Consider the following 12667-nt stretch of genomic DNA (forward strand, 5'->3'; position numbering starts at 1 on the left):
GCGCGTACAAGTTCCTCATGCGCTCCACCTCTCGACAGCAGGCCGCACTGAGCGAGATGGTCCGTGACCACCGAGGCCTTTACAACGGGGCCCTGCAGGAACGGCGCGACGCCTACCGGCATGTCCCCAAGACCTCGGTCAAGTACGGCACGCAGTCCGCGCAGCTCAAGGACATCCGGGCGTTCGATCCGGAACGTGAGGGCCGCTGGTCGTTCAGCTCGCAGCAGGCCACGCTTCGTCGACTCGACAAGGCGTTCGCCGCGTTCTTCCGCCGGATCAAGTCCGGCGACACCGCGGGTTACCCGCGCTTTCGTGGGGTGAACTGGTTCGACACCGTGGACTTCCCCAAGGACGGCGACGGCTGCCGCTGGAATTCCCTCCCCGGTCATGCGACCCGAGTCCGCTTCCAGGGCATTGGCCACGTCAAGGTCCACGCCCACCGCGAGGTCATCGGCAAGATCAAGACCGTCTCGGTCAAGCGAGAAGGCAAGCGCTGGTACGTGGTGCTCACGGCTGAGCAGCACAGGCAGGAACTCCTCCCGAAGACGGGCAGCGTCGTCGGCATAGACGTCGGGATCGCCAACTTCCTCGCCGACTCCAACGGTGAGTTCGTCCCGTACCCCCGCCACGGCGCCCGCAACGAGGAGGCTCTGGCCAAGGCCCAGCGGACGGTGGCCGCCTTTCCCCGCGTCCGTCGGGACAAGCGGACGAAGGAGCATCACGCCGCCGTGGCGAAGGTCGCTGTCCTGCACGGCAAGGTGCGGTGCGGCGCCAGCGTCTCGACCACGCGCACAAGGCTGCACTCCAGCTCGTCGCCGTCCACGACGCGATAGCCCACGAGAAGCTCTCGATCCGCAACATTGGGGCGGGCACCGAAGCCGAAGCCCGACCCCGAAATCCCGGGCGGCTTCCTGCCCAACGGCGCCGCCGCCAAGGCCGGGCTGAACAGGTCGATCCACGATGCGGGCTGGGGGGTGTTCCTCGCGATCCTGACCAGCAAGGCTGAAAGCGCCGGCCGGAGGATTGTCGCCGTGGACCCCCGCAACACCTCCCGCACATGCCCCGCCTGCGGGCACGTCTCGGCGAAGAACCGCACCACCCAGGACAAGTTCCACTGCATCTCCTGCGGCCACACCGCGCACGCGGACACGGTCGGGGCGATCAACGTTTTGAACCGGGCCGGGCTGGTCCGCTGCTACGCCAACCCGGCGTAGCAGGGAGCCTTGTCATTTATGGCGGGAGGAGTAAACGTTCCCCCGTCGGTCGCCGCGGACAACGGCAGCGACCCTAGACCACAGAAATCGCCTTCTCCCGTCCGTGGCCTGGAATTTGGCCGGGAATGCACATCTGGGGTGGCAGGTCGCATTCGTACAAGCCGGGCCGCCCGTTGCCCGCAACTCTTGGTCCGACGCGACCGGCATCTGAGGCGTCGCGTCGGACCCTGCCCACCGATCGGGAAAGAGGGAACGATGAACCGTGCTCTAGCGAGGGCTCTCGTCAGCTCAGCGGCAGTGATCGGCCTGGCCGGCGGAAGCCTGGCGGGTGCGAGTGCCGGCTTCGCCGCCGCACGCCCCGCCGCTGAGCGTACGGCGACCGCACAGGACGTCTCCGTCCTGGCGGTGAACAACCTCGGCCTCAACACGGCCCGGGCGAAGAACTGGCAGTGCTGGCTGCGCGACCGCGGCTTCAGCCCCGGCGCCATCGACGGCGAGCTCGGCACCGGCAGCTGGAAGGCGGCGCAGCGCTTCCTCAACTCCAGGGGCCACGACGCCGGAACCGCCGACGGCAACGTCGGCTCGCGGACCATCAAGGCGCTGCAGCGCTACCTGAACAACTTCGGCTACGGCCTCGCGGTCGACGGTGAGGCCGGTCCGGCCACCAGGGCGGCTTTCTGGAGCTTCAACAGCACCGGTTGCTGAACCGGCAGCCGCACTGTCTTCGGCCGGGCGGTCCACTGCCCGGCCGAAGACGCATGCCACCCGCTCGAGTGCAGTACGTCAGCTGATTCCACCCGCACGGGAGGGCGCCGCGTCCGCTGTGAGGCGAGACCCTCACACGAGGCCACCCGGATGGGTGGTGGGATTCACCGGCCCAGCCTCACACGCACTCGACCCGCAGCACGGCCGCAAGCGGGCGCTGCGGCCAGGTGCCGCCGTCGTGGACACTCCAGTGCGCGACCTCGCACCCCGGGCCGGAGACACCGTCGGAGTACACCGGCTTCGGTGTACTCCCGCCGCTCAGGAGGACACCCACCCGGCCCTGATGCGACGCCCCGAACTCGTCCGACGCCCACGTCTCGCCGTCCATCCCACGTCCCCGCCACGCCTGCGGTCCCGTCGGGATCCCCTTCCTGAGGTCGACGACCCCGCACTTGTCACGGATGCGGTGAAACCCGCCACCCGGCCGAGTGAGCGGCCCCGAATCCCCCTTCCACACCGGCCGCTTACCCGGCTGCAACCCGAGCTGCCATGGGCGTGCCTGTTCACAGCCTCGCCAGGCGGCTCCGCGGATCCTCTGATAGCGGCCAGTAGATACTCCCCGTAGGCGGCCATTTATCGGCCCACTCATGGCCACGATCTTCCCCACGTATGGCCAGATACCTCCCCGGACCTGGACGGATAACCGGTCGGCGAGGCTGGCTGGTGTGAAGAACAGCAGGGAGATCATGGAAATCCTTGAGGCATACGACCTCACGGGGAGTTACCGCGCTGCGGCCGAGCTGGCCGGGTGCGACCACCACACGGTGGCCCGGTATGTACGGATGCGTGAGGCAGGTGAAGGCCCGGTGGCCCGGCAACACCGGGCCCGGCCGATCGACGAGTACCTGGCGAAAATCGAGGAACTGGTGGTGCAGTCCCGCGGCAAGATACGCGCGGACATCGTCCACCGTCGGATCGCCGCGATGGGCTTCACCGGCGGGGAACGCACCACTCGCCGCGCGGTCTCCGAGGTCAAAGCCGCTTTGCGGGCCGGGCAGCGCCGGGTCTACCGGCCCTGGATCGCCGAGCCTGGACTGTGGATGCAATGGGACTGGGGCGAGGGCCCCAGAATCGGCGGACGTCGTACTTCGCTGTGGTGCGCGTGGGTGGCCTGGTCCCGCTTCCGCGTCGTGATCCCGGTGTTCGACAAGACGCTGCCGACGATCGTGGCCTGCATGGATACGACGCTGCGGCGGATCGGCGGGGTCCCGACGTATGCGCTGACCGACAACGAGAAGACGGTCACCACGACGCACGTCGCGAACATCGCGGTCCGCAACCCGGAGATCGTCGAGGTTGGGCGGCACTACGGCATGACGATCCGCACCTGTCTGCCGGCCGATCCTGAGTCGAAGGGCGGATCAGAGGCCACGGTCCGGATCGCGAAGGCCGACCTGGTGCCCACCGACGCCAATCTCCTCGAGCAGTACCAGACCTTCGGCCAGCTCGAGGCGGCCTGCCGGCTCTTCAGTGACGAGGTCAACAACCGGGTCCACCGCGAGACCCGTCGCAAGCCGGCCGACATGCTCGCTGAGGAACAGGCCCGGCTGCATCCACTGCCGAAGGAGCCGTTCACCGTCGCGTTCGGCACCACCCGCCGGGTCTGCTGGGATGCCACGATCTCCGTCGAAGGGGTCCGTTACTCGGTCCCGCACGAGTTGATCGACACGCGGGTCTGGGCCCGTTTCCACGGCGACGAGCTGATCGTCACCGCCGTCGGCGAGGCCGGCCCGGCCGAGGTCGCCCGGCATCCGCGGTCCACCCCGGGCAACCCCGTGATCGTCGCGGAACACTACCCGCCGCGGGAAAACAAGGAGGCCGACCGCACTCCGCGGGCGAATTCCGCTGAGGAAGCGGCCTTCCTCGCGATCGGTCCCGGGGCCGCATCGTGGCTGGTCGAGGCCGGTGCCGCTGGCGCCAGGCGGGTCAAGCCGAAGATGGCCGAAGCCGTCGCCCTGGCCAAACTGCACTCGGCCGCCGAGGTCGACCGGGCGCTCGGGTCAGCGGCGGTCGCCGGGCGGTTCGCGGAGAACGACCTGATCCGCATCCTCACCTACCAAGCCGGCCTGGAGACCATCGAGCCCACGAGGGCCTCGGAGGAGCACAGCCTGCAGCCGGGTACTTCCGCCTGGTCCAAGTTCGGCATCGCCGACGAAGGAGACGACCTCTGATGGCCACCCCGATCCGCGTGACCGGCACCCACGGCAACCCGCTGGCCGAGGCCATCGAACTCACCAAACGCCTCAAACTCCCGCACATGCGGCGGGCGTTGACCGACCTGATCCCCACCGCCAAGGCCCAACGCTGGGACCCCGCCGAGGTCGTCCGCGTCCTGCTGGCCGAAGAAGCCGCAGGCCGGGACGCCGCCAACCTGAGGACCCGGCGGAAACGGGCCGGGTTCCCGGCGGGGAAGACCTTCGGCGACTGGGACGAGACCGCGTCCTCGATCCCGCGGCCGACCCAGGACTCGCTGAAGATGCTCGAGTGGGTGACCCGCAAGGAGAACCTCTGCATCTGCGGGCCCTCGGGCACCGGAAAGTCGCACTTCACCGAGGCCCTCGGCCAGGCCGCGATCGAGGCCGGCATGACAGTCGCCTGGTTCACCATCGAAGACCTCGGAGCCCTCGTCCGACGCCACCGCGCGGACGATTCCCTGGCCAGAGCCATGGCCCGACTCATCCGCACTGACCTGATCATCGTCGACGACATCGGCCTGCTACCCGTCAGCCCAGACGCCGCCGAGGGTTTCTACCGCCTGGTCGACGCCGCCTACGAACGACGAGCACTGGCCGTCTCGAGCAACCTCCACCCGTCCGGCTTCGACGAGATCATGACCAAGACCCTCGCCACCGCGACCGTCGACCGGCTCCTGCACCACGCCCACGTCGTGGTCACCCAGGGTGATTCCTTCCGCCTCAACCAAGCAACCTCTGGCCAGGGGGTGATCCCCTTGCGCTGACCCACCCACCAACAGCGGGGAGATATCTGGCCGCCGTTGGGGAGGGCTTATCGGCCGCCAGCGCGTTGACTATCTGGCCGCCAGCGGGGAGCACTCAAAGGCCATTGACAATCCTCACCACCGGCCGGTCGGCGCGGGTCGGTCACTCCACCCAGGGCCTCCACACGTTCTCGTTGCGCTCCACCCACTTCTTCGCCGCCTGCTGCGGTGACAGCTTCTCCTCGGCGATCATCAGGGACACCTCGTTCTGCTGCGCCTTGGTCCAATGGAACTGCTTCAGGAAGTCGGCCGCCTTTCCGCCCGACTCCGCGAAGCGCGTGTTCAGGTACTTCTGCAGCGGTGTGTTCGGGTAGGCGCAGGCCACCTTCTGCGGATCGTCCGCGCAGCCCTCGGTGTACTCGGGGAGCTTCACCTCGGTCATCGGGACACGCTCGAAGAGCCACTGCGGCTCGTACCAGTACGTCAGGAAGGGCTTGTGCTCCTTGGCGAACTGCTTGATCTGGGTGATCTGGGCCGCCTCGGAGCCGGCGAAGACCACTTCGAAGTCCAGGCCCAGGTTCTTCACCAGTGCCTTGTCGTTCGTGATGTAGGACGGGGAGCCGTCCATCAGCTGGCCTTTCCCGCGGCTCTCGGGGGTGCGCAGCTGGTCGGCGTACTTGTCGAGGTTCTTCCAGTCGGTGACGTCGGGATGGGCCTCGGCGAAATAAGTGGGGACGAACCAGCCGATGTGGCCCGTCACTCCCAGATCCCCGCCGGGGGTGATGGTCTTCTTGCCCTCGACGTACCGCTTCTCCTGCTCGGGATGGCCCCAGTCCTCCAGGATCGCGTCGACGCGGCCCTGGCTGAGGGCGTCCCAGGCGGGGACCTCGTCGACCTGGACGGTGTCCACCCGGTAGCCCAGCTCGTGTTCGAGGAGGTAGGAGGCGACGGCGGTGTTCGCCTGGGCGCCGACCCACGACTGGACGGAGAGGGTGACGGTCTTCGTTCCCTGTGCGGCGGCGTACGGGGAGGACTGGCGGGTCATGTCGGCGGCCCCGCAGCCGGTGAGGACGGCGAGTCCGGTCGCGGCGGCGAGTACGGCCGCGGCGCGCCGGCGGTCGAGGCCGAGGCCCCGGTGGTGTGCGTCGCGCATGTCAGGCCTCCTTGACGGGCTGGGTGAGGCGGTCGAGGAGCAGGCCGAGGCAGACGATCGCGGCGCCGGCCACCAGGCCGGTGGCCAGGTCGCCCTGCGCGAGGCCGAGGACGACGTCGTAGCCGAGCGCGCCGCCGCCGACCAGGCCGCCGATGATGACGACGGCGAGGACCAGTACCACGGCCTGATTGACGGCCAGAAGCAACGCGGGCCGGGCCAGGGGCAGTTGGACCTGCCGCAGTAGCTGTGAGCGGGTGGCTCCGAGCGAGTGGGCGGATTCCACGACGGTCGCGTCCACCTCGCGCAGGCCCTGGACGGTGATCCGAACGACGGCCGGGAGCGCGTAGACCACGGCGGCCGCGGCGGCCGGTGCGCGACCGACGCCGAACAGCGCGACCACGGGGATGAGGTAGACGAACTGCGGCAGGGTCTGGCACACGTCGAGGACGGGCCGCAGCAGTCGTTCGGCGCGGGCGCTGCGGGCGGCTCCCACGGCGATCGCGAAGCCCAGTACGAGCGTGACCGCCACGGCGGCCAGGACCTGGGCGAGCGTGTCCAGGGAGGCTTCCCACACGCCGAGCACGCCGACGGCGCCCAGGGCGAGTACCGCCGTGAGCGCGGTGCGCCACGTGCCCGCGAGCAGGGCGAGCGCGCAGGCCGCCAGCAGGAGCAGCCACCAGGGAGCGGCCTGGAGCCCGCTGCGCAGGGGGTCGAGGATCCAGCCTGTGAAGCGCGCGGCCCAGTCGGCGGTGCCGCCGACCACGGGTACGCCGGAGTAGAGGTGGTCGGTCATCCAGGCAACGGCCGAGTTCACCGGATCGGCCAGGGACACGGTCCAGGACTCAGGCCACAGGGAGCTGCCGGCGATGCGGCCGGCGACGGCGGCGGCAACCGCCGCGAGGAGGGTGAGCAGGCGGCCGTACCAGCCGGAGAACACCCGGCGGACCAGGTGCTGTTCGTGGGCGCGCACGGGAGCGGCGCCGATCCGGCGGCCCGCGGCGTCGGCGGTGCGGTCCAGCACCACGGCGAGCAGCACGATCGGGATGCCGGCGGCCAGGGCGGCGCCGACGTCCACGGAGGCGAGGGCCTGGTAGACGCGGTCGCCGAGGCCGCCCGCGCCGATCACGGAGGCGATGACGGCCATGGACAGGCCCGTCATGATGGCCTGGTTGACGCCGAGCAGGAGCTGCAGGCGCGCGAGCGGGAGCCGGGCGGTCAGCAGGCGTTGGCGCCCGGTGGCGCCGAGCGAGGCCGCGGCTTCCAGGACGCCCGGGTCGGCGTCGCGCAGGCCGAGGGCGGTGAGCCGGGCCATGGGCGGGGCGGCGTAGACCACGGTGGCGAGGACGGCGGCGGGCACGCCGATGCCGAAGACCAGCACCATCGGCAGCAGGTACGCGAAGGCGGGCAGGATCTGCATGGTGTCGAGTACGGGGCGCAGGACGCGGTCGGCGCGCGGGGAGAGCCCCGCGGCGAGGCCCAGCAGGGCGCCGAGTACGACGGAGGCGGCGACGGCGACGACCATCAGCGCGAGGGTCTGCATGGTCGGCACCCACATGCCGAGCAGTCCGCAGGCGGCGAAAGCGCCGGCGCAGGTCAGGGCGAGCCGGATGCCGGCGAGGCGCCAAGCGACCAGGGCGGCCAGGGAGGTGACCCCGGTCCAGCCGGCGGCGAGCAGGAGCACGTACACGGCGCGGACGGACACCACGACGGCGTTGCTGACGTGGCCGAAGAAATAGAGGAACAGCGGGTGGCTGTCGCGGTGGTCGATGATCCAGTCACCGGTGCGGCCGAGCGGGCCGGACAGGTCGACCGCCAGGGCCGCGGGCCAGCTGCCGGCGCCCGGGAAGGCCACGGCGAGCGGGATCAGCAGGGCGACGGCGAGGCCCATCGGGAGGAGGACCCCGCGGCGCGCGGCGAGGGCGGCCAGGGGTCCGTGGGGGTGGTCCTGCGGAGCGGACTCGGCGGCGGAGGGACGCGGGCCGGCGGGCCGTTCGGAGGACTGCGGGGCTTCCGAAGGGGCGGCGGTGCGGGTGTCGGGCGGGGTGTGGGTCGGGGTCGCGGTCATGCGCACCACCTCCGGGCATCGGGGACGGGGGCCGTGGGACGGGCCGGGCAGGTCATGCCGCCACTCCCCGTCCGGTGGCGGCCGGGAGCCCGGCCACGACGGCGAGCAGCCCGGCGTCGTCCACGACGCCCAGGCAGCGGCCGCGGTCGACGACGCGGGCCGGGCCACCGCTGCGGGCTACGGCCTGGATGGCCTCGACCACGGTGGTCGCGGGGTGGAGCGCGGGTCCCTGTTCGGCCTCGTCGGCAGTGGCGGGGCGCATCGCGGTGCGGACGGTGAGCACCTGTTCGCGGGGGACGTCGCGGACGAAGTCCCGTACGTACTCGTCGGCGGGCGAGCCGACGATCTCCTCGGGCGTGCCGAGCTGCACGATGCGGCCGTCGCGCATCAGCGCGATCCGGTCGCCCAGGCGCAGGGCCTCGGCGAGGTCGTGGGTGATGAAGACCATGGTGCGGCCCTCTTCGTGGTGGAGCCGGGCGACCTCCTCCTGCATCTCGCGGCGGATGAGGGGGTCGAGTGCGCTGAACGGCTCGTCGAACAGGAGCACTTCGGGGTCGGCGGCGAGGGCGCGGGCGAGACCGACACGCTGCTGCTGGCCGCCCGAGAGCTGGCCGGGGCGCCGGTCCTCCAGTCCTTCGAGGCCGACCTTGGCGACGAGTTCGCCGGCCTTGTGCCGGCGGTCACCGCGTCCGACGCCCTGGATCTCCAGTCCGTACGCCACGTTGTCGAGGACGGTGCGGTGCGGGAGCAGGCCGAAGTGCTGGAAGACCATGGCCGTGCGGTGGCGGCGCAGGGCGCGCAGCTGGGTGGTGTCCATGGCGAGGACGTCCTCGCCGTCGATGGACAGACTTCCGGCGGTGGGCTCGATGAGCCGGGTGAGGCAGCGTACGAGGGTGGACTTGCCGGAGCCGGACAGGCCCATCACGACGAAGACCTCGCCCTTGCGGACGTCGAAGGTGACGTCGCGGACGGCCGCGGTGCAGCCGGTGCGCTCGCGCAGTTCGGTGGCGGACAGGTCGGCGTCGGCGGAGCCGGGGACCTTCGCGGCGGCCTTGTCGGGCCCGAAGACCTTCCAGAGGCCGTCCACGGAGAAGACGGGGGACTCGGCGGGGCCGGTGACGGGCGCGGCGGGGGTGGTGGTGCTCATCGGGTACCACCTTCCCGGGACAGCAGTTCGGCTGCCTTTTCGCCGACCATGAGCACTCCGATCATCGGGTTGACCGCGGGCATCGTCGGGAAGACGGAGGCGTCCGCGATGCGGATGCCTTCGAGCCCGCGGATCTTCAGGTCCGGGCCCACGACGGCCCCGGGGTCGTCGACGGCGCCCATCCGGCAGGTGCCGGCCGGGTGGTAGACGGTGTGCGCGACGGAGCGGGCGTAGGCGCTCAGCTCCTCGTCGCCGGTGATCTCCGGGCCGGGGCACACCTCTCGCTTGAGCCAGCCGGCCAGGGGCTGGGTCGCGGCGATCTGCCGCGCGAGCTTGATGCCGTCCACCAGGGTCCGGCCGTCGTAGTCGTCCTCGTCCGTGAAGTAGCGGAAGTCCAGGGCTGGTTTCACCTCGGGGTCCGCACTTGTCAGGTAGAGGCGGCCGCGGCTGCGCGGCTTGGGGATGTTGGGGGTCATCGACACGCCGTGGGCGGGGCGTTCGTAGCCGATGCGCTCAGGGTTGTCGGTGAAGGGGACCTGATAGAAGTGGAACATCAGGTCGGGCCCCACGGAGTCGGGATCGCGCCGGACGAACAGCCCCGCGTCGCTGTCCATCGCGGAGTTCTCCGGTATCGGGCCGTCGGTTTCCCAGACGATCACCGACTCGGGGTGGTCGAGCAGGTTCTCCCCGACCCCGGGCAGGTCGTGCACCGGCGGGATGCCGAGGGCTTCCAGGTCCGCGCGCGGGCCGATGCCCGAGTGCAGCAGCAGCCGCGGGGTGTCCACGGCGCCGGCGCACACCAGCACCTCGCGGCGGGCGGTGACCAGGGATTCCGTGCCGTCCGAGGCGCGTACGTGGACTCCGCGCGCACGGGTGCCGTCGAGTTCCAGGCGGTGGGCCCAGGTCTCCAGGAGGATCCGGAGGTTGGGGCGTTCGTCCATGACGGGGTGGAGGTAGGCCACCGACGCGGAGGAGCGCTTGTTGTCCTCGGGGTGGTAGGCAAGGTCGAAGAAGCCGGCGCCCTCGTGGAAGGGCTTTCGGTTGAAGCCCTCGACGCGCGGGACGCCCAGGGCGGTCTGCGCGGAGTCGACGAAGTCGCGCGCGATGGCGTTGCGGTCCTCGTCGGCCACCGGGACGATGTTGTTGAGGAGCCTGTCGAAGTACGGGTCCATGGCGGCCGCGTGCCAGCCTTCGGCTCCCGACTGCGCCCACTCGTCCCAGTCCGACGGGAGCGGCTTGAAGGCGATCAGGGTGTTGTGCGAGGAGCAGCCGCCGAGGACGCGGGCGCGGCTGTGGCGGATGTGCGAGTTGCCGCGGGGCTGCTCGGTGGTGGGGTAGTCGTAGTCGAGCTCGCCGCCGAGCAGGCCCATCCAGCGGCGCAGGGTGAGCACCTCGGGGCGGTCGACGTCACTGGGGCCGCCCTCGATGACGGCGACGGTGACATCCGGGTCCTCGGTCAGGCGGGAGGCGATCACCGAGCCGGCGGTGCCGCCGCCGACGACGACGTAGTCGTACTCCTGCTCCGTGGGGATGTGGGTGGGGCTGTGCGTGGGGGTGGTCATGCTCTGCTCCTCCTTCAGCCGGCGAACCAGCGCACGGGGCGCGGGGCGAGGTTCTGGTACACGTGCTTGGTCTCGCGGTACTCGGCCAGGCCCGACGGGCCCAGTTCGCGCCCGATGCCGGACTTGCCGAAGCCGCCCCACTCCGCCTGCGGGAGGTAGGGGTGGAAGTCGTTGATCCAGACGGTGCCGTGGCGCAGCCGGCCGGCCACGCGGCGGCCGCGGCCCGGGTCGGAGGTCCACACCGCGCCGGCGAGGCCGTATTCGGTGTCGTTGGCGAGCGCGACGGCTTCGGTCTCGGTACGGAAGGTCTCGACGGTCAGGACCGGCCCGAAGACCTCCTCCCGTACGACGCGCATCCCGCGGTGGCAGCGGTCGAGCACGGTGGGCCGGTAGAAGTAGCCGGGCCCGTCGGGGCGTTCGCCGCCGGAGCGGAGGACGGCTCCCTCGGCGAGGGCGGAGGCCACGTACTCCTCGGTGCGTTCGCGCTGGGCGGCGGACACCAGCGGTCCGCACTCCACGGCCGGGTCGGTGCCGCGGCCGAGGCGGATCCGGTCGGCCCGGCGGGCGAGTTCGGCGACGAAGCGCTCGGCGACGCTCTCCTCGACGATGAGCCGGGAGCCGGCGGAGCAGACCTGGCCGCTGTGCATGAAGGCGGCGTTGAGGGCCTGGTCGACGGCGGTGTCGAAGCCTTCCTCGCTGGCGCAGGCGTCGGCGAAGACGACGTTGGGGTTCTTGCCGCCGAGTTCGAGGGCGACCTTCTTGACGGAGTCGGCGGCCGCGCGCATCACCTTCGTACCGCTCGTGAGACCGCCGGTGAAGGAGACGAGGTCGACGTCGGGGTGGGCGGCGAGGCGCGCGCCGACGGGGTCGCCGGGTCCGGTGACCAGGTTCGCGACGCCGGCCGGCAGTCCGGCCTCCGCCAGCAGGCCGATGAGGGCCACCGTGGACAGCGGGGTGATCTCGCTGGGCTTGAGCACGAAGGTGTTGCCCGCGGCGAGGGCAGGGGCGATCTTCCAGGAAGCCTGGAGGAGCGGGTAGTTCCACGGGGTGATCAGGGCGCAGACCCCGACGGGCTCGTGGACGACGACGCTGTGGACGTCGGGGTTGCCGGCGTCGACCACGCGGCCCGCGCTCTCGCCGGCGACGAGGTCGGCGAAGTAGCGGAAAGCGTCTGCGACGCAGTCCACGTCCACGCGGCCCTCTTCCAGGGTCTTGCCCGCGTCGCGGCACTCCAGCAGCCCGAGGCGTTCGCGGTCGCGGTGGAGCAGGTCGGCGGTGCGGCGCAGCAGTGCGGCCCGCTCCAGGACGGGGGTCTGGGGCCACTCCCCGCCGTCGAAGGCCGCCCGGGCGGCACTGACGGCCGCGTCGGTGTCCGCGATGCCGCCCTCGGCGACGACGGCGAGGACCGTGGCGTCCGCCGGGTCGAGGACCTCTCGGGTGGCTCCTGATACCGCGGAACGCCAGGTCCCTGCGATGTGGATGGTCGTCTGCTCGGACACGACTCGGTGTACCTCCGATTTCGGCACCGCGGCTTACCCGCAGTGGTGTTGCTTGTTCCCGCTTGCCCCGGTCCCTGGAAGCTATGTCCTATCCGTCACTGGAAGTGACGGGAGTCACCCCCCGTCACTCCGAGGAGGTATCGGATAGATAGGGGCATATCGAATGCCCTCGGAGGGTGGGCGGCGCGTTCGGCCGCGACCGGGGAACGCGGGTTGCGCCGACGGCGCCGTGGTCAAGACGCGGTGGGCCGCGTCAACGAGGCGGCCCGCCAGCGCAGGGGCCGGGACCGTTTTCCAGGAGGCGTCGGTGCCGAGGAAGACTCG

Annotated in this window: 9 protein-coding genes and 1 pseudogene; 4 read left to right on the forward strand and 6 right to left on the reverse strand. The window is 71.0% G+C overall.

The genetic code is table 11. The annotated features are described in order from the left end of the window. Positions 1-17 precede the first annotated feature (17 nt). Both OG247_RS41950 and OG247_RS41955 read left to right on the forward strand, forming a co-directional pair. Positions 18-1214 (forward strand): annotated as a pseudogene (locus OG247_RS41950) (RNA-guided endonuclease InsQ/TnpB family protein). Positions 1215-1469: 255 nt separating this feature from the next. After that, entirely contained in the window at positions 1470-1919 is a 450-nt protein-coding gene (locus OG247_RS41955; protein WP_327257217.1) for a peptidoglycan-binding domain-containing protein, read from the forward strand. Between the two features lie 178 nt (positions 1920-2097). Here OG247_RS41955 and OG247_RS41960 read toward each other — a convergent pair whose 3' ends face one another. Beyond that, entirely contained in the window at positions 2098-2307 is a 210-nt protein-coding gene (locus tag OG247_RS41960; protein WP_327257218.1) for a hypothetical protein, read from the reverse strand. Positions 2308-2644: 337 nt separating this feature from the next. Between OG247_RS41960 and istA the strand changes: the two genes are divergently transcribed. Both istA and istB read left to right on the forward strand, forming a co-directional pair. Continuing rightward, entirely contained in the window at positions 2645-4150 is a 1506-nt protein-coding gene (gene istA / locus OG247_RS41965) for an IS21 family transposase (protein ID WP_327251084.1), read from the forward strand. After that, positions 4150-4938 (forward strand): IS21-like element helper ATPase IstB, encoded by a 789-nt coding sequence (gene istB / locus OG247_RS41970; protein WP_327251085.1) that lies wholly within the window; start codon positions 4150-4152, stop codon positions 4936-4938. The genes istA and istB overlap by 1 nt, the downstream gene beginning before the upstream one ends. 142 nt (positions 4939-5080) lie before the next feature. Here the strand turns inward: istB and OG247_RS41975 are convergent, their stop codons facing one another. From OG247_RS41975 to OG247_RS41995, 5 genes are all read right to left on the reverse strand, one after another. Continuing rightward, the gene (locus OG247_RS41975) at positions 5081-5962 is read right to left on the reverse strand and encodes an ABC transporter substrate-binding protein (RefSeq protein ID WP_327257817.1); all 882 of its coding nucleotides are present in this window, start codon (positions 5960-5962) and stop codon (positions 5081-5083) included. 109 nt (positions 5963-6071) lie between these two features. After that, positions 6072-7958 (reverse strand): ABC transporter permease subunit, encoded by a 1887-nt coding sequence (locus OG247_RS41980; protein ID WP_442813693.1) that lies wholly within the window; start codon positions 7956-7958, stop codon positions 6072-6074. A gap of 229 nt (positions 7959-8187) precedes the next feature. Continuing rightward, positions 8188-9282: a quaternary amine ABC transporter ATP-binding protein gene (locus tag OG247_RS41985; protein ID WP_327257220.1), complete on the reverse strand. Its 1095-nt coding sequence runs from the start codon at positions 9280-9282 to the stop codon at positions 8188-8190. Further along, positions 9279-10844: a GMC family oxidoreductase gene (locus OG247_RS41990; RefSeq protein WP_327257221.1), complete on the reverse strand. Its 1566-nt coding sequence runs from the start codon at positions 10842-10844 to the stop codon at positions 9279-9281. Before OG247_RS41990 ends, OG247_RS41985 begins: the two co-directional genes overlap by 4 nt. A 14-nt stretch (positions 10845-10858) precedes the next feature. Continuing rightward, positions 10859-12343 (reverse strand): aldehyde dehydrogenase family protein, encoded by a 1485-nt coding sequence (locus OG247_RS41995; protein WP_327257222.1) that lies wholly within the window; start codon positions 12341-12343, stop codon positions 10859-10861. Between the last annotated feature and the right edge of the window lie 324 nt (positions 12344-12667).

Origin of the sequence: Streptomyces sp. NBC_01244 (assembly GCF_035987325.1) — a bacterium.
Taxonomy (GTDB): Bacteria; Actinomycetota; Actinomycetes; order Streptomycetales; family Streptomycetaceae; genus Streptomyces.